This is a genomic window from Thauera phenolivorans (genome assembly GCF_001696715.1).
Lineage (GTDB): Bacteria > Pseudomonadota > Gammaproteobacteria > Burkholderiales > Rhodocyclaceae > Thauera > Thauera phenolivorans.
Window position 1 is genome coordinate 318,341 of the sequence record NZ_MBFM01000004.1, and the last position, 23,014, is coordinate 341,354.

Sequence of the window (23,014 nt, forward strand, 5' to 3'; positions counted from 1 at the left end):
CGTATCACCCGAAACGCTCGTCCTCGCGCAGGAAGCGCCACTCGCCAATCGGCAGATCCGCAAGCCGGACGCGGCCGATGCGCACCCGCTTGAGCCCCACCACCTGCAGGCCCACCAACTCGCACATGCGGCGGATCTGGCGCTTGCGGCCCTCGCGCAGCACGAAGCGCAGCTGGTCGTCGTTGATCCACTCGACCTGCGCCGGGCGCAGCGGGCGGTCGTCCAGCCACAGGCCGTGCCGCAACAGCTCGAGTCCGTTTTCGGCGAGCGCGCCCTCGACCCGCACCAGGTATTCCTTGTCGATCTCCGACTCCTCGCCGATCAGCTGGCGGGCGACGCGGCCGTCCTGGGTCAGGACCAGCAGTCCGGTGGAGTCGATGTCGAGCCGGCCGGCGGGAGCGAGGTTCTTGAGATGGCTCGGGTGGAAGCGCTGCGCGCTGTCGCGGTCGAACTGATTGCCCGGTCCGATCAGGCTCACCGCCGGCTCGTAGCCGGGCTCGGGCTGGCCGGAAACGTAACCGACCGGCTTGTGCAACAGGATGGTGACGCGCTCACGCTGGGTGCGGCTGGCCTCGGGTGAAAGATCGATGCGTGCCGCCGGATCGATGCGCACGCCGAGCTCGGAGACGCGGCGACCATCGACGAAGACCCAGCCGCGCTCGATGTACTCGTCGGCCTCGCGGCGCGAGCAGATGCCGCGCTCGGCCATCACCTTCGACAGGCGCACACCTTCCTGCGGTCGTGCCGCCGCGGCGGACGGTCCGGTCTCGGTGCGCGGCGGGCGCGGGGCGGCGTCATGGTCCGCACCGCGCGTCCGCTCGCCCGGCTTCGCGTCGGGCTTCGCACCGGCAGGCCGCTCCGGCCGTGGCCCCGGCCGGGCGTCGGGCCGGGGACCGCCTTTCGGACCTGGCCTCGCATCCGTTCTGCCTCCCGATCTCGCGTCCGTCCTGCCACCTGGTCTGGTGTTCGAGCGGGCACCCGGTCTGGCGTCCGATTTCGCGTCCGATTTGGCACCCGGTCTGCCGCCGGATCTGCCCCCCTCGTCGGTGCCTGCCCGCGCGTCCGACCCGGCACCGCCGCGCCCGCGCGGCGCGGCGGGACTGCCCGCATCGCGCTCGCGGCGTGGTGCGGGGCGCGGCGCTGCACGTTCGGCGCGCTCCTCCGGAGCGTTTTCTTCCTTCGCCCGCGGACGAAGCTTCAGCGTGCCCTCGACGAGCGTGGGGGCGGGCTTGGGCGGATTTCGGCGTACGGTGTTCAAGGGCGTTCCCCGGCTGGTGAGCGCTGCATTATCCCCCCAATCCCCCGCGCCGTCGCCGCCGCAGGCGAAGACGCCTGCTCAGCCGCGCGGGGATTGGTCGGGCTGTGGCTCCTCGTCGGGCTCCGGCGGGGCGTCGAAGGTGCTCCAGCCCTGCGGCCGGCCGGTGAGCGGCAGCCCTTGGCGGAGTTCGACGTGCTGGTGCAGGTGGGCCTTGGCGATGAAGTGCGCACTGACCGGCGCGGTCAGAAAGAGAAAACCGGTGATCAGCACCTCGTGGATGGAGAGCTCGCCCTCGAGGCCGAAGAAGTACACCATCGAGGCTGCGAGCGCGCCGCCCACCCCGAGGGTGGTCGCTTTGGTCGGCCCATGCAGGCGGGTGAGCAGGTCGGGCAGCTTGACCAGGCCGATCGAACCCACCAGGGCGAAGAAGCCGCCCACCACGATCAGGATGGAGACGAGCACTTCAAGGACGAAATCCATCGTTTCTCCTCCTCACTCGATCACGTCGCCGCGCAGCACGAAGCGGCAGTAGGCAACGGTGGAAATGAAGCCGAACATCGCGAACAGCAGCGCGGTCTCGAAGAACACCGTGGTGCGCTGCTGGATCCCGAACAGGATGATCAGCGCGATCGTGTTGATCACCATGGTGTCGACCGCGAGCACCCGGTCCATCACCGTAGGGCCGCGCACCAGGCGCCAGAGGTTGAGCAGAACGGCGAGCGAAACGGCGGAAAAGCCGAAGACCAGGGCGTATTCGATCACGGGAAGATCTCCTTCAGACGGGCCTCGTAGCGTGCCTTCATATCGCGCACCGCGGCTTCCGCGTCGGGGGCGTCGAGGCAATGCACGAGCAGGCTGCAGCCATCGGCGGACAGGTCGCAGGACACCGTGCCGGGGGTCATCGTGATCGTACCTGCCAGCACGGTGATCGCCTCGGGCGAGCGCAGCTCGAGCGGTACGGTGACCCAGCGCGTGTCGAGGCGCTCGACCGGACTGAAGAGGATCAGACGGGCGACGTGGATGTTGGCGACCACCACGTCCCAGGCGACCAGCGCCATGTAGGCGACCGCCTTGCCCCAGGCCTTGACGGGCGGACGCTCGGGCCAGAAATTGCTGGTTATGATCGGTATGACGATGCCGAGCAGCACCCCCATCAGCAGCCCCCCGAAGCTGAAGCTGTTCAGCAGCAGCACCCACAGCACCACGAGGGCGAGGGTCTGCATCGGATGCGGCAGCCAGCGTTCGGCGAAGCTGCGTCGGCTACCGGTTTCGCGCCTGTCGCCCATCACTGCGTCCCTCCCGCGATGCCGAGCACCGCCTCGATGTAGTCCGCCGGTGCGAACAGCTGTGCCGCGGTGAGGTTCAGCCAGGCGTGCACCGGGCCGCCGAAGACGGTGATCGCCACCAGGCCGGCGAGCAGCCCCCCGACCGCGACGAAGGGCAGCGCCCCCGCTCGGCGCGAAGGCTGCGGCGCGCTTTCGAAGGCATGGCTCTTCCAGAACACGATGCTGCCGCCGCGCGAGAAGCCGACGATCGCGATCAGCGAGGTCGACAGGACCAGCGCCCAGAACCAGGCGGCGTGAGCCGAATCGCGCACGCCGTCAAGGATCAGCAGCTTGCCGACGAAGCCCGACAGCGGCGGCATCCCGGCCATCGCGATCGCGGCGACGAAGAACAGGGCGGCGATCAGTTCACCCTGGGGGAAGCGCGGCGCGGGCGCGAGGCGGTCGCGCAGTGCCCCGCGGCGCTCGGCCACCAGGTCGGCGATGAGGAACAGCGCACCGGCGGCGAGCGTGGAGTGAAGCGTGTAGTAGAGCGCCGCACTCAGCGCCTGCGGGGTGAATACCGACACCGTGGCGAGCAGCATGCCCATTGAACCGATCACCGCGAAGCTCGCCATCTGCCCCAGGCTGCGCGCCGCGAGCACCCCCGTCATGCCGATCACGAGGCTCGCCAGCCCGGCCGGCAACAGCCAGGGTGCGGCCAGCCAGGCGGCTTCCCCCGCATCGGCACCGAAGGCGAGCACGTAGAGGCGGATGATCGAGTAGGCGCCGACCTTGGTCATGATCGCGAACAGCGCCGCCACCGGGCCCGGCGCGTTGGTGTAGGTGGCGGGCAGCCAGAAGTGCAGCGGCACCAGCGCCGCCTTGACCGCGAACACCAGCAGCAGCATCAGCGCCCCGGCCTGCAGAAGGGCCTGGTCGGCGGCCGGCACGTGCGGCACCTTGCGCGCGAGATCGGCCATGTTGAGGGTGCCGGTGACGCTGTAGATCAGGCCGACCGCGATCAGGAACACCGACGAACCCACCAGGTTGGTGACGACGTACTGCACGCCCGCCTTCACCCGCAAGCCGCCGCCGCCATGCACCATCAGGCCGTAGGAGGCGATCAGCAGGATTTCGAAGAACACGAACAGGTTGAAGAAATCGCCGGTCAGGAAGGCGCCGTTGATGCCCATCAGCTGGAACTGGAACAGCGGGTGGAAGTGCTTGCCGCGCTCGTCCCAGCCGTTGATCGCGTAGAGCAGCACACCGAGGCCGAGCACCGCGGTGAGCAGCAGCATCATCGCCGACAGACGGTCGAGGACGAGGACGATGCCAAAGGGGGCGGGCCAGGCGCCGAGCTCGTAGCTGCGGATCGCGCCGTCGCTCGCCGTCGCCAGCAAGGCCGCCGCGATCAGCAGCAGCAGTACCGCCGAGGCGACGCCGAACACGCGCGCGAGCACGCGGTCGTGACGTGCGGCGAGCACGAGGAGTGCCCCGACCACCGCCGGCAGCAGAACCGGGAGGATCAGCGCGTGGTTCATGCCCGCTCTCCGACTGCCCCGGCGACACCGGCGCCGGGCGCCCCCGGCGCCGGTCCGGTTGGCTGCGCCGCCTCCAGCGCCGCCTGCTTGTGACCGAGCTGCTTCCAGTCGTCCTCCTGCGCCTCGGGCGCGGACTCGCCCGTCAGGTCGACGTGATCGTTGCCGGTCTCGAGGTAGGCGCGCACCGCCATCACCACAACCACGGCGGTCATGCCAAAGGAGATCACGATCGCGGTCAGCACCAGCGCCTGGGGCAGCGGATCGGCGTAGCCGGTCGCATCGGCGCCGATCACCGGCGGCTGGTTGACCGCCAGGCGGCCGGTGGCGAACAGGAACAGGTTGGTCGCGTAAGTAAGCAGCGACAGGCCGAGCACCACCGGGAAGGTGCGCGCGCGCAGCACCATGTATACCCCGGCGGTGGTCATCGCGCCGATGGCGCTGGCGACGAGAAATTCCATCAGTTGACCTCCCTGGACTCGAGCGCGCTCGGGTCGACGTCCATCGCGTTCTTGTTCACTCCGTAGTGAGCGGCCCACCGACCCAGGCGCGAAAGGTTGGCGAGCGCCAGCATCACCGCCCCCACCACGGTCAGGAACACCCCGGTGTCGAAGGCCATCGCGCTGGCGAGCTCGATCTCGCCCACCAGCGGCAGATAGAAGTGCCCGAAGGTGGAGGTGAGGAAGGGGTGGCCCAGCACCATCGCGACGATGCCGGTCCCTGCGGCCACCAGCACGCCTGCACCGATCATCGCGTGGTACTTCACCCTCACCCGGTGCGCGGCCCAGGCGAAGCCGCTCGCCATGTACTGGATGATCAGCGCAATCGACACGACGAGGGCGGCGATGAAGCCGCCGCCGGGCTCGTTGTGGCCGCGCAGGAAGATATATGCACCCACCAGCAGGGCGAGCGGCAGCATCACCCGGGTGGCGACCACCATCATCATCGGATGGCGATCGGCCGACTGCGGCAGGTCGGGCAGCCACGCGCTCAGGCGACGGCCGACACGTCCGTGCAGCGCGCCGTCGAGCAGCGCATAGATGGCGAGCGCGGCGATGCCGAGCACGACGATCTCGCCGAAGGTGTCGAAACCGCGGAAGTCCACCAGGATCACGTTCACCACGTTGGTGCCGCCGCCGCCCGACACCGAGTTCTCGAGGTAGTAGCTCGACAGCGAGGTGCCCTCGCGCGTCATCATGGCCCAGCTCGCCCCCGCCATGCCCAGCCCGGCGAGGACGGCGAGCACCCCGTCGCGCGCATGGCGCAATGGCTGGGCGCGCGCGCTGCCGCCCGCCGCCCCCTGCTTGGGCAGGAAGTAGAGCGCGAGCAGGATCAGGATCACGGTGGCGACCTCGACCGAAATCTGCGTCAGCGCGAGGTCGGGCGCGGACAGGTAGATGAAGGCCACGCACACGATCAGACCCACCATGCCGACCACCAGCAGCGACAGCAGGCGCTGACGGTAGAGCGCGACCGCGAGCACGCAGCCGCCGACGAGCAGCAGCCAGGCCACCACCGCCACCGGCGCGAGGGGCAGCAGTTCGCGCGTGCCGGGCGCATGCGGTGCGGCGAGGAAGGCGGCAAAGCCGGCTGCGGTCACGCTCCCGATCGCGAAGGCGAGGTAGCGCTGCAGCGATCCGTTGTGCAGCCCGTGGATGATGCGCCCGCTCAGCGCCACCGCGCCCGCGATGCCGGCATCGAACATCGCCTTCGCCTCCGGGTGCGGCCCGGCGCGCCACAGCGCGCGCACGCGCGGATAGGCGGCGAGCGCGACGAGGCCGACGAGCACCGCCACCGCCGACAGTGCGAGCGCGGGGGTGAAGCCGTGCCACAGCGCGAGATGCACATCGGGGGCGGCGCCGCCGGTCACCGCGCCCGACACGACCGTCACCAGCGGACCTGCAACCACGTCGGGGAAAAGACCGATCAGCACCGCGAGCACCACCAGCAGCGCGGGCGGCAGCCACATGCCGGCGGGTGGATCGTGCGGCGTGTGCGGATAGTCGTCGCGGCGCGGACCGAAGAAGACGTGCACGATGTAGCGGAAGGAATAGGCGACCGAGAAGCAGGCGGCGAGCGTGGCGAGCGCCGGCACCAGGCCGTCGGCGCCCAGCCACGCGGTGCCGACCGCCTCCTGCAGCATCATCTCCTTGGAGATGAAGCCGTTCAGCGGCGGCAGCCCGGCCATCGCCGCAGCCGCCACCATCGCGATCGTCGCGGTGATCGGCATCAGCTGCAGCAGGCCGCCGAGGCGCCGGATGTCACGGGTGCCGGCCTCGTGGTCGATGATGCCGGCGTTCATGAACAGCGCCGCCTTGAAGCTGGCGTGGTTGAGGATGTGGAACACGCCCGCCATCGCCGCCAGCGGCGTGCCGAAGCCGAACAGCATCGTCACCAGGCCGAGATGGCTCACCGTCGAGTAGGCGAGCAGCCCCTTCAGATCGTCCTTGAACAGCGCGATCATCGCCGCGACCAGCATCGTCACCAGGCCAGTGGTGGCGACGATGTAGAACCACTCCGGGGTACCGGCGAGCACCGGCCACATGCGCGCCATCAGGAACAGGCCCGCCTTCACCATGGTGGCCGAGTGCAGGTAGGCAGACACCGGGGTGGGCGCGGCCATCGCATGCGGCAGCCAGAAGTGGAAGGGGAACTGTGCGCTCTTGGTGAAGCAGCCGGCGAGGATCAGCGCCAGCGCCGGCAGGTAGAGCGGCGAGGCCTGGATCGCGTCCTTGTGCTGCAGGATGTCGGTGAGGTTGTAGGAGCCGGCGATATCGCCGAGGATCAGCATGCCGGCGATCATCGCCAGCCCCCCGGCGCCGGTGACGGTGAGCGCCATGCGCGCGCCCTGGCGGCCTTCGGGCAGGTGCTTCCAGTAGCCGATGAGGAGGAAGGAGGACAGGCTGGTGAGTTCCCAGAACACCAGCAGCAGCAGGATGTTGTCCGACAGCACCACCCCCACCATCGCGCCCTGGAACAGCAGCAGGTAGCTGAAGAAGGCGCCCATCGGGTCGTCCTTCGACAGGTAGAAGCGGGCATAGACGATGATCAGCAGGCCGATGCCGAGGATCAGCCCGGCGAAGAACAGGCCGAGGCCGTCGAGGAAGAAGCTCGCCTGCAGCCCGAGCGCGGGGAGCCAGTCCCAGCTCGCCGCGATCACCTCGCCGCGGAACACCGCGGGAGCATGCGACAGCAGCAGCAGGAAGGCGAGCAGGCTGAAGGTGAAGGTGGTGACCGCACAGGCGTTACGCCCGGCACGCACCATCAGCGCGGGAAACAGCGCGCCGATGAAGGGCAGCAGCACGATCAGGACGAGGCTCATGTCGGCATCCGGCTTGACTCGATGGATCGGGTGGCGCGAACGAAGGCCGCAGCCGCGTCAGGACATCCCGCCCGCATGGCGAGGCGTATTTCAGCGAAAGTATATATTTGAAACATTTGAGCTGCCACCGCGGCTGTTTCACTAGGCGAAATCGGACGACCTGTTTACCATCGCACCGAACCCCGCGGCAGCCCTGAGTGCACCGAGCGACCGCCCCGCATCTTCCCTGATTCCGCGCGTCCTCGCCTGCCCTGGCGCGCCCCGTTCCGAGATCCGCCGTGCCCGCCCGCAAGACCGAATCCTCCAGCGCCGATGGCAAGACGCCCATCCAGGTGATCGAGCGCATGATGAAGCTGCTCGACGTGCTCGCCCGCCATGCCGACCCGCTGCCACTCAAGCAGCTCGCGCAGGAAACCGGCCTGCATCCGTCGACCGCGCATCGCATCCTCGGCGCGATGACCCATACCGGCTTCGTCGAGCGCACGGACGCCGGCGCCTATCGCCTCGGCATCCGCCTGCTCGAGCTCGGCAGCCTGGTGAAGTCCCGCCTGTCGCTGCGCGAGACCGCGATGGCGGCGATGCTCAGGCTGCACGCGACCACCGATGAGAGCGTCAACCTCGGCATCCGCGACGGCGACGAGATCGTCTATGTGGAGCGCACCTCGAGCGGCCGCTCCTCGGTGCGGGTGGTGCACATCGTCGGCGCGCGCGCGCCGCTTCACACCACTGCCACCGGCAAGCTCTTCCTCGCCGAGGACGGCGGCGACCGCGTGCGCGATTACGCGCGCCGCACCGGCCTGCCCCGCTCGACGCCGGCCTCGATCACCACCCTCCCCGCGCTCGAAAAGGAGCTCGAGCGCGTGCGCAGGCATGGCGTGGCCTTCGACATGGAGGAAGTGGAAAGCGGGGTTCGCTGCATTGCCGCGGGGATTCGCGACCACACCGGCACCCTGGTCGCCGGTCTGTCGCTGTCGGCGCCGGCCGAGCGCTTCGACGCCGATCGCGCGACCCTGGTGCGCGACACCGCAGACGAGATCTCGCACGCGCTCGGTTACAGCCCGCGCTGAAGCGGGCCCGGACGCATCAGCCTTCCCAGCCCGCCGGCGCCTTCGCCAGGCGCTGCCCAGGCGCGGCCTCGATCCACTTGCGCACGCGCTGGGCATCGGCGGTGCGCGTGTAGCGGCCGGTGGAATCCATCAGCACGATCAGCACCGGCTGGCCGTGCATCCAGGCCTGCATCACCAGGCAGCGGCCGGCCTCGCTGATGTAGCCGGTCTTCGACACGCCGATCTGCCACTCCGGACTCTTGACCAGACCGTTGGTGTTGCCGAAGCGCTGCATGCGCCCGGCAACCGGAACGTATTGCTCGTGGGTGGTCGAGAACTGGCGGATCAGCGGATAGGCGGCGGAGGCCGACACCAGCTTGGCGAGATCGCGCGGGCTCGAGACGTTCGCGGGGTTGAGGCCGGTGCTGTCGTGGAAGCGGGTGTTCCACATGCCGAGCAGCTTGGCCTTGGCATTCATCGCGTTGATGAAGGCCGCCCGCCCGCCCGGGTAGTAGCGGCCGAGCGCAGAGGCGGCGCGGTTTTCGGACGACATCAACGCCAGCCGCAGCATCTCCTCGCGCGTCAGGCGGGTGCCCATCGCGAGACGCGAGCCGGTGCCCTTCAGGGTGTCGATGTCTTCCGGCGAGACGACCAGCGCCTCGGACAGGCGCTGGCGGGCGTCGAGCACCACCATCGCGGTCATCAGCTTGGTGATCGAGGCGATCGGCAGCACCGAGGTGGAGTTGCGCTCGAGCAGGATCTCGCCGTTGCGCTGATTGACGACGAGGAAGGCACTCGAGCCGAGCTGGGGCCGACCCTGGGCGTCGAGCAGCATCTGGATCTCGTCGGCCTCGGCGCCACCGACCGGCGCCGCCGAGAGCGCGGCGACGGAGCCGACCGCCGCCGGCTTGCGCAGGCTGACCCGCACCGGCGCCGCCTTCGCGGCGATCCGCGCCGGCGCCACCCGTGCCGCGGCAAGCCGCTTCGCGCGGCTGGCCTTCGCGGCGGCGGCACGGTCCACCACGCGTCCCTTGCTCGCCACCGCCTTCCTCCCCTGCCGGGTCGAGGCGGATTTCGCTTTCGTCTTCGACGCCGGGGCGGACGCGGCTTTCTTCGGCGCCGCCCGCGTCGCAGCCTTCTTGGCGGGGGCGGCCTTCTTCGCCGCCGTCCTGGCCTGGACGTTCTTGCTCGCCTTCGTCGCCTTCGTGTTCTTGCCCGCAGCGGCCGAGGCTTCGGGCAACAAGGCGGGCTGGATCAGGGACAGCCCGAGCAGGGCGACGAGGAGTAGACGTGGCTTCATGACGGCGCGGCGAAGGGTTCGGGATGAGGGTGGCGACTGCACCGGAGTGCGACAGAACGTTAGCAGACGTAACTGCCGTGCACCTAATTTTTAGTCAAAATAGACAGATAGCAAGTTCTTTTGAAGTGCTTTCCACGCCCAGCCGTGACGCGCGGCACGGCGACGCGGAAATCCGGGGGAACGCGGCGGACGTCGAAGCCCCGGGGTGGCCGGGACCGGCAGGCGCGGGGAACGCCGCGCTTGCGGCGCAGTGACGCGGCGCTCGCCGCTGTTGCGGGGGTGGCTTGGCCGGGCAGCAGCGGCGAGCGCCGCGATTGCGGCGGTGACGCAGGGAACGCTGCTGCTACTCGCCCTGCCCCGCCTCGACCACGGTGAGCGCGGTCATGTTGATGATGCGGCGCACCGTCGCGGAGGGCGTCAACACGTGCACCGGGCGCGCGGCGCCGAGCAGCATCGGTCCCACCGTCATGCCTTCGCCGGCCGCGTTCTTGAGCAGGTTGAAGGCGATGTTGGCGGCGTCGAGGGTGGGGAAGATCAGCAGGTTGGCGTCCTCGCGCATCTTCGCGTTGGGGAAGATCTGCAGCCGGTGGCTGGCGTCGAGCGCCGAATCACCGTGCATCTCGCCTTCCACCTGCAGCTCGGGATGGCGCTCGTGCAGCATGCGCAGTGCGGCACGCATCTTCTCCGCGGTGGGCGAGTCGGCAGAGCCGAAGGACGAATGCGAAAGCAGCGCGATCCGCGGCTCGATGCCGAAGCGCTTCATCTCGTCCGCCGCCAGCACCGTCATCTCCACCACCTGCTCGGCGGAGGGATCGTAATTGACGTAGGTGTCGGCGAGGAAGAGGGTGCGCTCGGGCAGGTTGACCAGGTTCACCGTGTAGAAGCTGTTGACCCCTTCGCGACGGCCGAGCACGGCCTCGATGAAGTCGAGGTGCAACCGGTGCATGCCATAGGTGCCGCAGATCAGACCGTCGCCGTAGCCGAGCTTGAGCAGCAGCGCGCCGATCAGGGTGGTGCGCCGGCGCACCTCCTTCTTGGCGTACTCCACCGAAACGCCGCGACGCTCCATCAGACCGTGGTAGTACTGCCAGAGCTGGTTGAAGCGCGGATCGGAGTCGGGGTTGACCAGCTCGTAATCACGGTCAGCGGCGATGCGCAGGCCGAAGCGCTCGATGTTGTTCTTGACCACCTCGGGGCGCCCGATCAGGATCGGCCGCGCAAGGCCCTCGTCGATGACGGTCTGCACCGCGCGCAGCACCTTCTCCGACTCCCCCTCGGAGAAGATGATCCGCTTCGGATTGCCGCGCGCCGCGGCGAACACCGGCTTCATCACCATGCCGGAGTGCCATACGAAGTTGTTCAGGTGACCGCGATAGGCATCCCAGTCGGTGATCGCCCGCGTCGCCACGCCGGAGGTGATCGCCGCCTCCGCCACCGCGGGCGCGATCTTGACGATCAGGCGCGGATCGAAGGGCCGCGGGATGATGTACTCGGGACCGAAGCCGCCCACCTTCTCGCCGTAGGCGGCGGCGACGATGTCGCTCTGCTCCACCCGCGCCAGCTCGGCGATCGCACGCACCGCGGCGAGCTGCATCTCGTCGGTGATCGTGGTCGCGCCGACGTCGAGCGCGCCACGGAAGATGAAGGGAAAGCACAGCACGTTGTTGACCTGGTTCGGGTAGTCCGAACGGCCGGTGGCGATGATCACGTCATCGCGCACCGCCTTCACCTCGTCGGGCAGGATCTCCGGGGTCGGGTTGGCGAGCGCGAGGATCAGCGGGTTCGCCGCCATCTTGGCGACCATCTCGCCTTTGAGCACGCCGCCGGCCGACAGGCCGAGGAAGACGTCCGCGCCCTCGATCACCTCGGTGAGCTTGCGCGCCTCGGTCTGCTTCGCGTAGCGAGCCTTGATCGGGTCCATCAGCACGGTGCGGCCCTCGTACACCACGCCCTCGATGTCGGTGACCCAGATGTTCTCCACCGGCACGCCGAGCTTCACCAGCAGGCCGAGGCAGGCAAGCGCCGCGGCACCGGCGCCGGAGGTGACCAGCTTGACCTTCTTCAGGTCCTTGCCCTGCAGATGCAGGCCGTTGAGCACCGCCGCGCCGACCACGATCGCGGTGCCGTGCTGATCGTCGTGGAAGACCGGGATCTTCATGCGCTCGCGCAGCTTCTGCTCGATGTAGAAGCACTCCGGCGCCTTGATGTCCTCGAGGTTGATGCCGCCGAAGGTGGGCTCGAGCGCGGCGATCATGTCGATCAGCTTGTCGGCGTCGGGCTCGTCGATCTCGAGGTCGAAGACGTCGATACCGGAGAACTTCTTGAACAGCACGGCCTTGCCTTCCATCACCGGCTTGGACGCGAGCGGGCCGATGTTGCCCAGGCCGAGCACCGCGGTGCCGTTGGTGACCACGCCGATCAGGTTCGAGCGCGCGGTCAGGCCGGCGGCCTCGGCCGGATCCTCGACGATCGCGTCGCAGGCCGCCGCGACCCCCGGCGAATAGGCCAAAGAAAGATCGCGCTGGTTCGACAGGACCTTGGTCGGGGTGACCGAGATCTTGCCGGGGCGGGGGTAGCGATGATAGTCGAGCGCGGCTGCGCGGATCAGTTCGTCCATGGCTGTGTGTATATCCCTCTATGTTATTGCGACGCGCGCTGGCCACGTGCCGGGCGCGGCGCCCGTGGCATAATAGTCGGCTTTCGGCCCCTGCGGTTTACCCCAATCGGTGCCGCAACCGATTTGCTGAGCCCGGGAACCCACCCGCGCCCGCATCCGCCGGTCCGTACGCGCCGCTCGAAGGGCGACCCGGACCGCTCGAAATGGTTTCGTTTCAGCAACGGGAGAGCTGTCAACCATGAGTCAAAGCCACGCCGACGCGGCCATCGCCGCGGCCCCCGAATATGTCCGCCACGAAGGCCTCAAGCAGTGGGTGGGCAAGATCGCCGCGCTGACCGAGCCCGACCGCGTGGTCTGGTGCGACGGATCGGTCGAAGAGTACGACCGCCTGTGCGCGGAGATGGTCGAGTCGGGCATGCTGATCAAGCTCGACGAGACGAAGCGCCCCAACTCCTACCTCGCCTGGTCCGACCCCTCGGACGTGGCGCGCGTCGAAGACCGCACCTTCATCTGCTCGAAGGACCGCGGGGACGCCGGCCCCACCAACAACTGGGAAGAGCCGGAGGGCATGCGCGAGACGCTCGAGGACCTGTTCGCACGCTCGATGCACGGCCGCACGATGTACGTGATCCCGTTCTCGATGGGCCCGCTCGGCAGCCCGATCGCGCACATCGGCGTCGAGATCACCGACAGCCCCTACGTCGTGGCCAACATGCGCACCATGACCCGCATGGGCCGCGGCGCGGTCGAGGCGCTCGGCAGCGACGGCGAGTTCGTGCCCTGCGTGCACTCGGTCGGCGCCCCGCTCGCCCACGGCGAGAAGGACAGCCGCTGGCCGTGCAACCCGACCACCAAGTACATCGTGCACTTCCCCGAGACGCGCGAGATCTGGTCCTACGGTTCGGGCTACGGCGGCAACGCGCTCCTCGGCAAGAAGTGCTTCGCGCTGCGCATCGCCTCCACCATGGCGCGCGACGAGGGCTGGCTGGCCGAGCACATGCTGATCCTCGGCGTCGAGAACCCGCAGGGCGAGAAAACCTACGTCGCCGCCGCCTTCCCCTCGGCCTGCGGCAAGACCAACTTCGCGATGCTGATTCCGCCCCAGAGCTTCGACGGCTGGAAGATCACCACCGTCGGCGATGACATCGCCTGGATCAAGCCGCGCAAGGATGCCGAGGGCACCACCCGCTTCTACGCGATCAACCCGGAAGCGGGCTTCTTCGGCGTCGCCCCCGGCACCTCGGAGAAGACCAACTACAACGCGATGGCGACGCTGCGCGAGAACGTCATCTTCACCAACGTCGCGCTCACCGACGACGGCGACGTGTGGTGGGAAGGCATGAGCAAGGAAGCGCCCGCCCACCTGCTCGACTGGCAGGGCAAGGACTGGACGCCGGAGATCGCCGCCGAAACCGGGCGCAAGGCCGCTCACCCGAACGCGCGCTTCACCGCGCCCGCCAGCCAGTGCCCCTCGATCGACCCCGCCTGGGAAGACCCCGCCGGCGTGCCGATCTCGGCCTTCATCTTCGGCGGCCGCCGCGCCACCACGGTGCCGCTGGTGTATCAGGCCTTCAACTGGAACTTCGGCGTCTACATGGCCGCCACCCTCGGCTCGGAGACCACCGCCGCGGCCTTCGGCGCGCAGGGCGTGGTGCGCCGCGACCCCTTCGCGATGCTGCCCTTCTGCGGCTACCACATGGGCGACTACTTCAACCACTGGCTGAAGATGGGCCACGTGGTCGAGGACACGCCGCGCATCTTCTGCGTGAACTGGTTCCGCATCAACGAGGAAGGCAAGTTCATGTGGCCGGGCTTCGGCGAGAACATGCGCGTACTGAAGTGGATCGTCGACCGCTGCAAGGGCCATATCCCGGCGAAGGAAACCGCGCTCGGCTGGATGCCGCGCTTCGAGGATCTCGACTGGAGCGGCTCGGACGTCACCAAGGCCGAGTTCGAGGCCCTGACGAAGATCGACACCGAGGCCTGGAGCCATGAGCTCGCCTCGCACAAGGAGTGGTTCGACAAGCTGCAGGACCGCCTGCCGCGTCAGCTCGTGCTCAAGCGCGAGCTGTTCGAACTCGCCCTCAACACCGACTGAGGCCGGCCCCGGCCCGCACCGAAAGCGCCGCCTCGCCGGCGCTTTTTTCATTCAGGAGAGAACACCGCCATGACCGCCCCGCTGCTCGCCCGCCGCACCGCCGACATCCAGCCCTTCCACGTCATGGAGCTGCTGCGCCGGGCGCGCGAGCTCGAGGCGCAGGGCCGCGACATCATCCACATGGAGGTGGGCGAACCCGACTTCCCCACCCCGCAGCCGATGGTCGAGGCCGCGCAGCGCGTTCTCGCCGGCGGCGACGTGCATTACACCGCCGCGCTCGGCCTGCCCGCGCTGCGCGAGGCGATCGCGCGCTTCTACCACGAGCGCTTCGGCGCCGAGGTCGCGCCCGAGCGCATCATCGTCACCGCCGGCGCCTCGGGCGCGCTGATGCTGGCGCTCGCCGCGACGACCGACCCGGGCGACGAATGGCTGCTCCCCGACCCCGGCTATCCGTCCAACCGCCACCTGGTGCGCGGCTTCGAGGGTGTCGCCCGTGCGCTCGCGGTCGATGCCGGCTCCCGCTACCAGCCCACCGCCGGACAGGTCGACGCCGCGTGGGGTCCGCGCTCGCGGGGATTGATGGTTGCCACCCCGTCCAACCCCACCGGTACCCTGCTCTCCGGCGAGGAGATCGAGGCCCTGCATCGGGTCACCGGGGCGCGCGGCGGGCTGCTGCTGGTCGACGAGATCTACCAGGGCCTGACCTACGGGGTGGAAGCGTCGACCGCGCTCTCACGCCCGGCACTGGCGGCGGCCGACGACCTCTTCGTGGTCAACAGCTTCTCCAAGTATTTCGGCATGACCGGCTGGCGCCTCGGCTGGCTGGTGGTGCCGCCCGCCTATGTGCGCGAGATCGAGAAGCTCGCCCAGCACTTCTTCATCGCCCCGTCGACCCCGGCCCAGCACGCCGCGCTCGCCGCCTTCACGCCCGCCACCCTCGACATCCTCGAGGCGCGCCGCGCCGAATTCGCCGCCCGCCGCGACATCCTGCTGCCGGCGCTGCGCGAACTCGGCTTCGACATCGCCACCGAGCCGCAGGGGGCGTTCTACATCTACGCCGACGTGTCGCCGCTGGCCGATGACGCCGAAGCGCTCGCGCGACGGCTGATCGAGGAGGCCGGGGTGGCGGCGACGCCTGGCCTCGACTTCGGCCACCACCTGGCGGCGCGCCACCTGCGCATCGCGTACACCACGCGCGGCGAGCGCCTGCTGGAGGCGGTCGAACGAATGCGCCGCGTGCTCTGAGGAACACGCGGCGCATCGACGCGGCGTTCGCCGCTGCTACCGGGGCGATTACCGCGCTGCGGCGGGATCGATCAGACGTCCGTGGGCGAGCGGCCGGCGACCTGCGTCAGTCGCTGCTTCACCGACATGACCTTGCGGGTGTAGCGCGCCTTCGGATCCTTCAGCGAGCCGTTGTAATACTGCAACGCGCGCTGCATGCTGCCGTAGCGGCGCAGACCCTCGTCGAGCACCTTGGTGCCGACGTGCACATTGAACTCGGGCTCGAACAAGGCCTGATTACGGCCGCGACGTGATCCCATCTTGTCCTGGTGGTACTGCGGCATCACCTGCATCAGGCCGAGAGCGCCGACGCGGCTCACCGCGCGCGGATTGAAGCTCGACTCCACCGCCATGATGGCGACGATCAGCAACGGATCGATCCCGGCCTTCTTGCCCGCCTCCTCGGCGGCGGCGAGCGCCGGCTCGAGCTTGACCGCGGAGACGCGGTAACGACCGGCGACCCAGTCGCGCACCCTGGCCATCTCGGGCGACAGGTCGTCGTCGCTCAGCACGCGCTGCGGCTTGGACTTGGCGTTGGCCTTTGCCTTGGCCTTCGACGCCGGAGCCGCCTTCGGCTGCAACACCGTGGTGAGGCGCGCAGGCTTTACCGATGCCGGCTTCACGGCCTCGGCCAGCGCGAGCTTGCGCTCGTTTTCGCTCGGCACGAACGGCCCGACGAAGCGGGTATCGACATAACTCACGCGGGTCGGCGTGGCGGCATCGTTCGCCACCGCCGCCATCCCGGTCAGCCCGCCGGCGATCAGGACGCCGTGCGCGATTGCAATCAGAATTCCGCCAGTCTTGCGCGCGAAAGCCTCTTTCTTCGTTGCGTGTTTCATGGTGTCCTCCGTGCTGGGAGCGTTGCCTGCAAACCGACCACCACGCCGGCTGGAGGGCCGACCGGCAGGTACGCCTGGCGCTTGTGGCGCCGCGGGCGCGTTGCACGACACGTTCTTCAGTAGGTGTTCAAGCCGGTTGCCGCAACTGACAGCCGACCCCGCGGTGCGTACGTCCATGAAACTGCGCCGCCCGCGAGGGCCGCGCCGCACCGAAGATTGAAATGAATGAAATGCTGCAATGCAGCAAAGAGAACGCAGTCTATCCCCTGGGAACATTTTTGTCAAAACATTCCCGAGATTCCTACAAACACATTTACTTACTTCGGCACGGAGTGTGCACTACTTCACGGCGGCAAGCAAAGCCTCTCCGAAGCGCCCCCAGTCGAAAAACGGGCCGGGATCGGTCTTGCGGCCGGGCGCGATGTCGCTGTGTCCGACGATGTCGGTGATCGGATAGCGCAGCCGCAGCCAGGCGATGAGGCTGGCAAGGCACAGGTACTGCTCGGGCTCGAAGGGCCGGGTGTCGCAGCCCTCGAGCTCGATCCCGATCGAGAAGTCGTTGCAGCGCTCCCGCCCGCCCCAGCACGACAGGCCGGCGTGCCAGGCGCGGTCCTCGGCGGAAACGAACTGGATCAGCTCGCCGTCGCGCCGGATGAAGAAGTGCGCCGACACCCGCAGATGGGCGATCGTCGCGTAGTAGGGATGCTCGGCGGGGTCGAGGCGGTTGGTGAACAGCTGCTCGACGCCGGGGCCGCCGAACCGGTCGGGCGGCAGGCTGATCGCGTGGACCACGACCAGGCCGGGCGGAGCGGAGTCGGGGCGGGGATCGAAGTTGGGCGAGGGAATGCGGCGGGCGGCTGGATGCCAGCCCGGGGACAGGTCTTTCGCCGGACCATTCCTCGACGTGAGCGCCCCCGCAGCATTTGGCGTCGTCGAGCGCATCACACCGACAACACCCCCACACCCGCCGCCCAGGCGGCCTCGGCGAGCGCGGCATCCTGCGTGGCGATCGGCAGTTGCTCGCGTAGAGCCAACGCGAGATAGCTCGCGTCGTAGCTGCTCAGGTCGTAGCGCAGCGCCAGCGACAACAGTTCCGGCACCTCGGGCGTTTGCAGATCGAATTTGATCGGGAGGTGACGGACCTGATCGACGACAAGCTGCGCCTCCTGGGCGATCAGGCGCCCGCGTTTGCAGGCGGTGCGCAACACGTTCGCGAATTCCAGGCGCAGCAGCATGGGCGCGACGGCGCGGTCACGCTCCAGCCGGACTGCCACGGCGTCCGCGTAGGCCGTTGCCTGGTTGCCGATGAACCAGACGCACAGCACCGAGTTATCGAGCACGAAGGGCATCAGTCGAGGCCTTCGCGCGCTATCGTCTTCAGGTCGCCCTCCAGCGAAAGGCGTGCGCGGATCTGCCTGAGGCGGGCGAAGGCCTCGGCGACACGGACGCGTTGCTCTTCGTCGGCCGATTCAGGGCGCTGAACCGCAACGAGCCGGGCAACCGAAACGCCTCGCCGCGTGATTGCGACCTCGTCGCCACGCTCGGCGGCGGCGATCAGTTCGGAAAAACGATTCTTGGCTTCGGCAAGCGGGACGGATTTCATGGCCAGCTACCTTTGGGATCTACCTAGCCAGATACTAGGCAATTCGTCCGCCGGAGGCCAGCCGATTTTCGCCGGGCACGCAGCCCGGCAGTCAGTCATCCGTATCGATGTAGCCGATGCCGATCTTGGGCTGGCTGTTGAGGATGTCCCAGCCCACCGTCACCACGCCGTCCTCGAAGGTGCGGCCGACGCCGAGCTCGGCGCCGAAGCGGTTCGACACCGGGTACCAGGTGCCGCCCACCGCGCCCACCCAGCGCGCCTCGCGATCGCTCGAGAGCATCTTCACCGACAGGCCGAGCTCGCCGCCGAAGGCGTAGCTCACGCCGAACATCACGCCGGGCTCGGCCTGCGCGCTCACGGCGCCGAGGGTCATCAGGGAGGCCAACAGGATTCGCTTCATCACACGCTCCTTCATCGTCGGGAAGACCGGGCCCGAAGGCCGCATCCCGGCGACCTTAGCAAGCCGGCCGCGACACGGGCAAGCGGGCGGATGTGACAGCGCGGGGGAAGGGGCGGATGGGCGGATGATGGGGGGGGGCGAGACTGACACCCGCTGCTCGGCGGACTGCTCGAGGGGGATGCGTGCGGGGTATTCCTTCCGAGGGCTGCGGAACTCGCTTCGCTCGGACAGTCCTCGCCCTCTCCAGGAATGCCCCGCACGCATCCTGGAACCACCGGCAAGGCGGAACCCAAGGGCGAAACCAACCAGGCGGGACGGTTTTCCAGCAAGCCGCGAGGCACCACGGAAGCCGGCGATGTGTGGGGTGTTCCTGGCGCAGGCGAGGACTGTCCGAGCCCGAAGGGCGAGTTCCGCAGCCTGCAGAAGGAACACCCCGCGCAGCGCCGGCGGATCGCATGCGCGCCCACGTTCGAGAACGAGCAGATGCAAGCCCCCACCCCGTCGCCGCGCCTTGCACTCGCAGGTATACGAAAAAACGGGAGCCGAAGCTCCCGTTTTCCATTCAAACCTGTCTGGAAGACAGATTAGAAGGTGTGACGCAGGCCAACCGCGACCAGGTGCGACTTCTCGCCGCTTTCTTCCACGCCGACACCGCCGACCGACTTGAAGCCCGGGTCGACCAGGCTGATGGCCAGGCCGTCGTCGTTGTCGGTACCCATGTAGCCGGCGTAAGCGGTGGTGCGCTTCGACAGGGCGTGGGTGTAGGCGACGGTGTAGGCCTTGGTCTTGCCATCGAAGCCCGGCGCGTCGATATCAGCCTCGCCGTAGGCAACGTGGACGTTGCCAGCCGCGCCGACCGGAACGATCACGCCCAGCTGATAGATGTCGACATCGGCGCCATCGATGAAGAGGGCGTTCTGGGTCTGCTGGTAGGAACCGGCCAGGGTCAGGACGCCGAAGTCGTAGCTGGCGCCAAGCAGCCATTCCTGCTGATCGTCGGAACCGGCGGTGCTGACGGCATCGCTCAGGAGGTGGTAGACCGCACCGACCTTCAGCGGGCCGTTCGAGTAGTCGAGGCCCAGACCGAAGGCGTCGTCGTCGTCGGCACTGAACACTTCCTGCCCGGTAGCCGGGTTGAACGCGTTGGTTTCAGCGTTGGCGGCGTAGATGGCGCGCGCGGTCAGGCCCGAGAACGAGCCGGTGTAGCTGACCGAGTTGTCCCAGCGAGCAGCGCTGTTCGGGGTGATGCTGGCGCCGGTCTGGTTCGACAGCAGCGACTGCGGGCTGATGTTGGCACCGAGGACGGCGTCGTAGTTGGCGAAGTAGCCCGGCGCGTACTGACGGCCGAGACCGACGGTACCCCAGGCGCCGCTCACGCCAACCCAGGCTTGGCGGGAGAACACCGAGTCGCCACGGCGGGTCGAGGGCGAAGAGCCACCGTCGCCGATGTCGAAGCCCTGCTCGAGCTGGAACACCGCCTTCAGGCCGTTGCCCAGGTCTTCCGAGCCCTTGAAGCCGATGCGGCTGCCCGACAGGACGCCGCTCAGGACGCCCTGGAACTCGCCTTCACCGTGCTCGCCGTAGGCAATGCCAGCGTCAGCCACGCCGTAGACGGTGACGTTCGATTGCGCGAAAACCGGAGCCGAAACGAGGCCGGCAACAGCCAGCGCGATCAGTTTCTTTTGCATTTGTTTCTCCTCAAATATGAAGTTGAGACCGCAGTTGAATCCTTGGCCCTACTCACCTCTCTGGCGAGAAGTTGGGATGATTGTGCAAAGCCGGGCGGGGGGCACGCAAGCCTTGCGTCCGAATTCGGCCACATTCGGGCCGATCTTGTTGCATTGGTGCAACAGGGCGGGCTTGCAGGCGCCGCAGGACATGCGAATTCGATGGCGACGGGCGCCGGCACGGTCCTCGATCGGGTTCGCTGCGGCGCCGCGGCGCATGGCCCCTCAGTCCTTATGCTCGCCCGCGAGGCTGATATCGACCATCAGCTCGTTGGCGAGCGCCTCGAGCTCGGCCTGCAGGACCGCGGGCTCCACCGCGGGCGGCAGCTGTACCTCGACCCGCGCGCGGAACAGCGGCTCGCCGCTGAAGGAGGCGTTCTCGCAGGCAGTCTCGAGACGGCTGATGCTGGCGCCGTGCCGCGCGAGCACGGCGGAGATCTCGCGCACGATGCCGGGGCGGTCGTGGCCGAGCAGTTGCAGCGAGATCGCGCGCGAGGCGGCAGTCTCGGCGGCGGCGCCGCGCTCGATCGTGAGCCGGAAGCCTTCGGCCTCCAGCGCGCGCAGCGAAGCCTCGAGCTTGCCCGCCTCGGCCGCCTCGATCTCGAGGCGCACGATGCCGGCGAACTTGCCGGCGAGCTGCGCCATGCTGCTCTCGAGCCAGTTCGCGCCACAGGCGGCGGCACGTGCCGCGAGCGCATTGACCAGGCCGGGGCGGTCGGCGCCGATCAGGGTGATGACGAGGGATGCTTTCATGGGCGCTGCTCCTCTGGTGTGTGGCGGGTGGACGGGGTCCGAGGCCGCTCAGTTCGGCGCCGACGGCCACGAGGGCAGGCGCCAGTCGAGCGCCACGGCGAGCAGGCGCGAGCCGGTCGCCACGCCGATGCCGACGAGGCTCGCGAGCTGGGCCGGCAGCCCGAGCGCGGCCAGGCCCAGGAACACGCTGCAGCCGCCGAGCGCGCACAAGGTGTAGGGCCTGTGATCGTGATAGACCTTGGGAATCTCGTTGCACAGCACGTCGCGCGACACGCCGCCGACGACCGCGGTGATCGCCCCCATCAGGATCGACACCAGCGGCGACATGCCGGCCCGCACGGCGAGCGTCGTGCCCGAGATCGCGAACAGACCGAGGCCGCAGGCGTCGGCGAACTCCATCAGCCAGCCACCCAGCTTGTGCTGCAGCGTGCGCAGCCAGAGCGGCGCGGTGAACACCATGCCGAGCACGAGCCAGAGGTAGAGCTGCTGCTCGACCCAGAACAGCGGCCGGCGGTCGAGCAGGATGTCGCGCACGGTGCCGCCGCCGAAGGCGCTGACGAAGGCGACCGAGAACACGCCGACGATGTCCATGCGCTTGCGCGTGGCCTCGGCCAGGCCCGACATCGCGAAAGCGAGCGTGCCACCGACTTCGATGGCGATGAGGAGGGCGGAAAATCTCATGTGCGATGGCCCGGCACGGCCGGAAAAGGAGGAAGGACGGGGCGCTGCGGGCGGCCAAAAACGGCGCAAGGGGGCAACCCGTGCCCCCTTGCGCCAATCATCGAAGCCCCTGCGGGCTTGTTCTACTTCAGATAGTGCTCGGTCACCGCCACCCAGTAGGCGGCGCCGATCGGCAGGTTGCGGTCGTCGAAATCGTACATCGGGTGGTGCACCATCGGCGTGTCGCCGTTGCCGATGAAGCAGTAGGTGCCCGGCTTGTGCTGCGCATAATAGGCGAAATCCTCGCTGCCCATGAAGGTGGGCCCGGGCATCACGACCTGGTCCTCGCCGACCAGCGCGCCGGCGAGTTGGGCGCATTCCGCGGTCTGAGCGGGGTCGTTGACCAGCACCGCGCCGGGCGCGCCCTCGCGGATCTCGTGGCTCACGGCAAACGACGCGGCCTGCGCGGCGGTGATCGAGCGCACCTTGCCGAGCACCAGCTTGCGGGTTTCGGGCGAGCTGGTGCGGATGCTCAGGCGCAGGATCGCGGTCTGCGGGATGACGTTGCCCGCGTCGCCGGCGAGGAAGGCGCCCACCGACACCACCGCGGCGTCCTTCGCCGCCACGTTGCGCGAGACGATGGTCTGCAGCGCCATCACCAGCGAGGCGCCGGCCACCACCGGGTCGATGCTCTTCTCCGGCATCGAGCCGTGGCTGCCCTTGCCGCCGAGCTCGATCTCCCAGTTGTCGACCGCCGCCATCACCGGGCCGGCGGTGAAGTAGAGCTTGCCGCGCTCGAGCGAGGGCATGTTGTGCATGCCGAACACCCGCTCCATCGGGAAGCGTTCGAACAGCCCGTCGGCGATCATCGCCGGGGCGCCGCCCATGACCTCCTCGGCCGGCTGGAAGATCAGATGCACGGTGCCGTTGAAGTTGCGGGTGCGCGCCAGGTACTCGGCCGCGCCCAGCAGCATCGCGCTGTGGCCGTCGTGGCCGCAGGTGTGGGACTTGCCCGGGACGGTGCTCTTGTGGTCGCTGTCGACCATCTCCTGCACCGCGAGCGCGTCGGTGTCGGCACGCAGGCCGATCGCCTTGTCGCCGTCGCCGGCGCGCAAGCTGGCGACGACGCCGGTCTTGCCGATGCCTTCGGTGACTTCGTAGCCCCAGCCACGCAGAAGGTCGGCGATGTAGCGGGCGGTCTCGTGCTCTTCGAAGGCGAGCTCCGGATGACGATGCATGTGATGGCGCCAGACCTTCATATCTCCTTGGGTGACGCTCAGGGCTTCGATCAGTGGGTTCATGGG

General features: G+C 68.6%; 21 protein-coding genes. 3 read left to right on the forward strand and 18 right to left on the reverse strand.

What is annotated here, in order from left to right; translation table 11 throughout:
* Positions 1 to 4 precede the first annotated feature (4 nt).
* From BB334_RS18685 to BB334_RS11430, 7 genes are all read right to left on the reverse strand, one after another.
* Complete coding sequence (locus BB334_RS18685) at positions 5 to 727, reverse strand: pseudouridine synthase (protein ID WP_232756720.1); 723 nt, start codon at positions 725 to 727, stop codon at positions 5 to 7.
* Positions 728 to 1,336: 609 nt separating this feature from the next.
* On the reverse strand, positions 1,337 to 1,738 hold the full coding sequence (locus tag BB334_RS11405) for a Na+/H+ antiporter subunit G (RefSeq protein WP_068808624.1): 402 nt from the start codon (positions 1,736 to 1,738) through the stop codon (positions 1,337 to 1,339).
* A 12-nt stretch (positions 1,739 to 1,750) separates the two neighbouring features.
* Positions 1,751 to 2,020: a K+/H+ antiporter subunit F gene (locus BB334_RS11410; RefSeq protein ID WP_068808625.1), complete on the reverse strand. Its 270-nt coding sequence runs from the start codon at positions 2,018 to 2,020 to the stop codon at positions 1,751 to 1,753.
* Entirely contained in the window at positions 2,017 to 2,544 is a 528-nt protein-coding gene (locus BB334_RS11415; protein ID WP_068808626.1) for a Na+/H+ antiporter subunit E, read from the reverse strand. Before BB334_RS11415 ends, BB334_RS11410 begins: the two co-directional genes overlap by 4 nt.
* A complete protein-coding gene (locus tag BB334_RS11420) occupies positions 2,544 to 4,064 on the reverse strand; it encodes a monovalent cation/H+ antiporter subunit D (protein ID WP_068808627.1) in 1,521 nt (506 codons plus the stop codon). The genes BB334_RS11415 and BB334_RS11420 overlap by 1 nt, the downstream gene beginning before the upstream one ends.
* Positions 4,061 to 4,522 (reverse strand): Na+/H+ antiporter subunit C, encoded by a 462-nt coding sequence (locus tag BB334_RS11425; protein ID WP_083200401.1) that lies wholly within the window; start codon positions 4,520 to 4,522, stop codon positions 4,061 to 4,063. The genes BB334_RS11420 and BB334_RS11425 overlap by 4 nt, the downstream gene beginning before the upstream one ends.
* Positions 4,522 to 7,383, reverse strand: a complete 2,862-nt coding sequence (locus BB334_RS11430) for a monovalent cation/H+ antiporter subunit A (protein ID WP_068808628.1) — start codon at positions 7,381 to 7,383, stop codon at positions 4,522 to 4,524. The genes BB334_RS11425 and BB334_RS11430 overlap by 1 nt, the downstream gene beginning before the upstream one ends.
* Before the next feature lie 344 nt (positions 7,384 to 7,727).
* Here BB334_RS11430 and BB334_RS11435 point away from each other — a divergent pair, with 344 nt between their 5' ends.
* Positions 7,728 to 8,450 carry an IclR family transcriptional regulator gene (locus tag BB334_RS11435; RefSeq protein WP_408646454.1) on the forward strand — a complete coding sequence of 241 codons (723 nt, stop codon included), beginning with the start codon at positions 7,728 to 7,730 and terminating at the stop codon, positions 8,448 to 8,450.
* A 16-nt stretch (positions 8,451 to 8,466) separates the two neighbouring features.
* Here the strand turns inward: BB334_RS11435 and pbpG are convergent, their stop codons facing one another.
* A complete protein-coding gene (gene pbpG, locus BB334_RS17630) occupies positions 8,467 to 9,729 on the reverse strand; it encodes a D-alanyl-D-alanine endopeptidase (protein WP_083200402.1) in 1,263 nt (420 codons plus the stop codon).
* Between the two features lie 343 nt (positions 9,730 to 10,072).
* Positions 10,073 to 12,346, reverse strand: a complete 2,274-nt coding sequence (locus tag BB334_RS11450) for an NADP-dependent malic enzyme (protein ID WP_068808631.1) — start codon at positions 12,344 to 12,346, stop codon at positions 10,073 to 10,075.
* Positions 12,347 to 12,584: 238 nt separating this feature from the next.
* On the opposite strand from BB334_RS11450, the gene BB334_RS11455 reads away from it, so the two are divergent.
* Positions 12,585 to 14,444, forward strand: a complete 1,860-nt coding sequence (locus BB334_RS11455) for a phosphoenolpyruvate carboxykinase (GTP) (protein ID WP_068808632.1) — start codon at positions 12,585 to 12,587, stop codon at positions 14,442 to 14,444.
* A gap of 69 nt (positions 14,445 to 14,513) precedes the next feature.
* On the forward strand, positions 14,514 to 15,689 hold the full coding sequence (locus BB334_RS11460) for a pyridoxal phosphate-dependent aminotransferase (RefSeq protein ID WP_068808633.1): 1,176 nt from the start codon (positions 14,514 to 14,516) through the stop codon (positions 15,687 to 15,689).
* A 71-nt stretch (positions 15,690 to 15,760) separates the two neighbouring features.
* Here the strand turns inward: BB334_RS11460 and BB334_RS11465 are convergent, their stop codons facing one another.
* The 9 genes from BB334_RS11465 to BB334_RS11505 all read right to left on the reverse strand — a co-directional run bounded on the left by BB334_RS11465 (position 15,761) and on the right by BB334_RS11505 (position 23,011).
* Entirely contained in the window at positions 15,761 to 16,567 is an 807-nt protein-coding gene (locus BB334_RS11465) for a transglycosylase SLT domain-containing protein (protein WP_068808634.1), read from the reverse strand.
* A gap of 339 nt (positions 16,568 to 16,906) precedes the next feature.
* Positions 16,907 to 17,509 carry a 1,6-anhydro-N-acetylmuramyl-L-alanine amidase AmpD gene (ampD, locus tag BB334_RS11470; RefSeq protein ID WP_083200403.1) on the reverse strand — a complete coding sequence of 201 codons (603 nt, stop codon included), beginning with the start codon at positions 17,507 to 17,509 and terminating at the stop codon, positions 16,907 to 16,909.
* On the reverse strand, positions 17,509 to 17,916 hold the full coding sequence (locus BB334_RS11475; protein ID WP_068808635.1) for a type II toxin-antitoxin system VapC family toxin: 408 nt from the start codon (positions 17,914 to 17,916) through the stop codon (positions 17,509 to 17,511). The genes ampD and BB334_RS11475 overlap by 1 nt, the downstream gene beginning before the upstream one ends.
* Positions 17,916 to 18,170 carry a type II toxin-antitoxin system Phd/YefM family antitoxin gene (locus tag BB334_RS11480; RefSeq protein WP_068808636.1) on the reverse strand — a complete coding sequence of 85 codons (255 nt, stop codon included), beginning with the start codon at positions 18,168 to 18,170 and terminating at the stop codon, positions 17,916 to 17,918. The genes BB334_RS11475 and BB334_RS11480 overlap by 1 nt, the downstream gene beginning before the upstream one ends.
* A 91-nt stretch (positions 18,171 to 18,261) precedes the next feature.
* The gene (locus BB334_RS11485; protein ID WP_068808637.1) at positions 18,262 to 18,570 is read right to left on the reverse strand and encodes a hypothetical protein; all 309 of its coding nucleotides are present in this window, start codon (positions 18,568 to 18,570) and stop codon (positions 18,262 to 18,264) included.
* A 584-nt stretch (positions 18,571 to 19,154) separates the two neighbouring features.
* Complete coding sequence (locus BB334_RS11490) at positions 19,155 to 20,258, reverse strand: porin (protein WP_068808638.1); 1,104 nt, start codon at positions 20,256 to 20,258, stop codon at positions 19,155 to 19,157.
* A gap of 264 nt (positions 20,259 to 20,522) precedes the next feature.
* Complete coding sequence (locus BB334_RS11495) at positions 20,523 to 21,050, reverse strand: glycine cleavage system protein R (RefSeq protein ID WP_068808639.1); 528 nt, start codon at positions 21,048 to 21,050, stop codon at positions 20,523 to 20,525.
* A 48-nt stretch (positions 21,051 to 21,098) separates the two neighbouring features.
* The gene (locus BB334_RS11500; RefSeq protein WP_068808640.1) at positions 21,099 to 21,731 is read right to left on the reverse strand and encodes a trimeric intracellular cation channel family protein; all 633 of its coding nucleotides are present in this window, start codon (positions 21,729 to 21,731) and stop codon (positions 21,099 to 21,101) included.
* Between the two features lie 122 nt (positions 21,732 to 21,853).
* The gene (locus BB334_RS11505) at positions 21,854 to 23,011 is read right to left on the reverse strand and encodes a M20 aminoacylase family protein (RefSeq protein ID WP_068808641.1); all 1,158 of its coding nucleotides are present in this window, start codon (positions 23,009 to 23,011) and stop codon (positions 21,854 to 21,856) included.
* Positions 23,012 to 23,014: the final 3 nt, after the last annotated feature.

Coding starts and splice junctions, on each gene's coding strand:
- BB334_RS11405 (WP_068808624.1), bottom strand. CDS start 1,738: ATGGATTTCGTCCTTGAAGTGCTCGTCTCCATCCTGATCGTGGTGGGC.
- BB334_RS11415 (WP_068808626.1), bottom strand. CDS start 2,544: ATGGGCGACAGGCGCGAAACCGGTAGCCGACGCAGCTTCGCCGAACGC.
- BB334_RS11420 (WP_068808627.1), bottom strand. CDS start 4,064: ATGAACCACGCGCTGATCCTCCCGGTTCTGCTGCCGGCGGTGGTCGGG.
- BB334_RS11425 (WP_083200401.1), bottom strand. CDS start 4,522: ATGGAATTTCTCGTCGCCAGCGCCATCGGCGCGATGACCACCGCCGGG.
- BB334_RS11430 (WP_068808628.1), bottom strand. CDS start 7,383: ATGAGCCTCGTCCTGATCGTGCTGCTGCCCTTCATCGGCGCGCTGTTT.
- BB334_RS11435 (WP_408646454.1), top strand. CDS start 7,728: ATGATGAAGCTGCTCGACGTGCTCGCCCGCCATGCCGACCCGCTGCCA.
- pbpG (WP_083200402.1), bottom strand. CDS start 9,729: ATGAAGCCACGTCTACTCCTCGTCGCCCTGCTCGGGCTGTCCCTGATC.
- BB334_RS11450 (WP_068808631.1), bottom strand. CDS start 12,346: ATGGACGAACTGATCCGCGCAGCCGCGCTCGACTATCATCGCTACCCC.
- BB334_RS11455 (WP_068808632.1), top strand. CDS start 12,585: ATGAGTCAAAGCCACGCCGACGCGGCCATCGCCGCGGCCCCCGAATAT.
- BB334_RS11460 (WP_068808633.1), top strand. CDS start 14,514: ATGACCGCCCCGCTGCTCGCCCGCCGCACCGCCGACATCCAGCCCTTC.
- BB334_RS11465 (WP_068808634.1), bottom strand. CDS start 16,567: ATGAAACACGCAACGAAGAAAGAGGCTTTCGCGCGCAAGACTGGCGGA.
- ampD (WP_083200403.1), bottom strand. CDS start 17,509: ATGCGCTCGACGACGCCAAATGCTGCGGGGGCGCTCACGTCGAGGAAT.
- BB334_RS11475 (WP_068808635.1), bottom strand. CDS start 17,916: ATGCCCTTCGTGCTCGATAACTCGGTGCTGTGCGTCTGGTTCATCGGC.
- BB334_RS11480 (WP_068808636.1), bottom strand. CDS start 18,170: ATGAAATCCGTCCCGCTTGCCGAAGCCAAGAATCGTTTTTCCGAACTG.
- BB334_RS11485 (WP_068808637.1), bottom strand. CDS start 18,570: ATGAAGCGAATCCTGTTGGCCTCCCTGATGACCCTCGGCGCCGTGAGC.
- BB334_RS11490 (WP_068808638.1), bottom strand. CDS start 20,258: ATGCAAAAGAAACTGATCGCGCTGGCTGTTGCCGGCCTCGTTTCGGCT.
- BB334_RS11495 (WP_068808639.1), bottom strand. CDS start 21,050: ATGAAAGCATCCCTCGTCATCACCCTGATCGGCGCCGACCGCCCCGGC.
- BB334_RS11500 (WP_068808640.1), bottom strand. CDS start 21,731: ATGAGATTTTCCGCCCTCCTCATCGCCATCGAAGTCGGTGGCACGCTC.
- BB334_RS11505 (WP_068808641.1), bottom strand. CDS start 23,011: ATGAACCCACTGATCGAAGCCCTGAGCGTCACCCAAGGAGATATGAAG.